Raw genomic sequence first — 407 nt, 5'->3', positions numbered from 1 at the left:
ATGGCTGCCGCATCCTCGATTGCGCTGCTGGCCGCGTGCTCGCCGCAGAGCGCTGACGAGAGCGAGACCGATGCGCCGATGAATGGCGAGGCGATGCCCGCCAACGAGGCTGACTCGATGAGCGCGCCCGGCCAGGGCGAAGAGATGAGCCAGGAAGACAGCGACGCGATTGCCTCGCTTCTCGCTGGCGCCCAGCTCGTCGATATCCTTGCCCACGAACGCCGCGAGGGTGCTCGCGCGCGCGACGAATACCGCAATCCGATGGAAACCATGGCCTTCTTCGGGCTGGAACCGGGCATGACCGTTGCCGAAGCCCTGCCGGTTGGCGGCTGGTACACGCGCATACTTCTGCCCTACGTGTCCGCGGACGGCCGTTATGTCGCGCTGAATTATCAGGAAGACGTCTG

1 pseudogene is annotated in these 407 nt (G+C 65.4%); it reads left to right on the top strand.

The window, feature by feature from the left end:
- Window positions 1-407, top strand: a pseudogene (locus E5162_RS14785) (class I SAM-dependent methyltransferase); the annotation flags it as partial.

The sequence above is a fragment of the Marinicauda pacifica genome (assembly GCF_004793635.1).
Lineage (GTDB): Bacteria > Pseudomonadota > Alphaproteobacteria > Caulobacterales > Maricaulaceae > Marinicauda > Marinicauda pacifica.
This window is presented reverse-complemented; position numbering and strand designations above follow the sequence as displayed.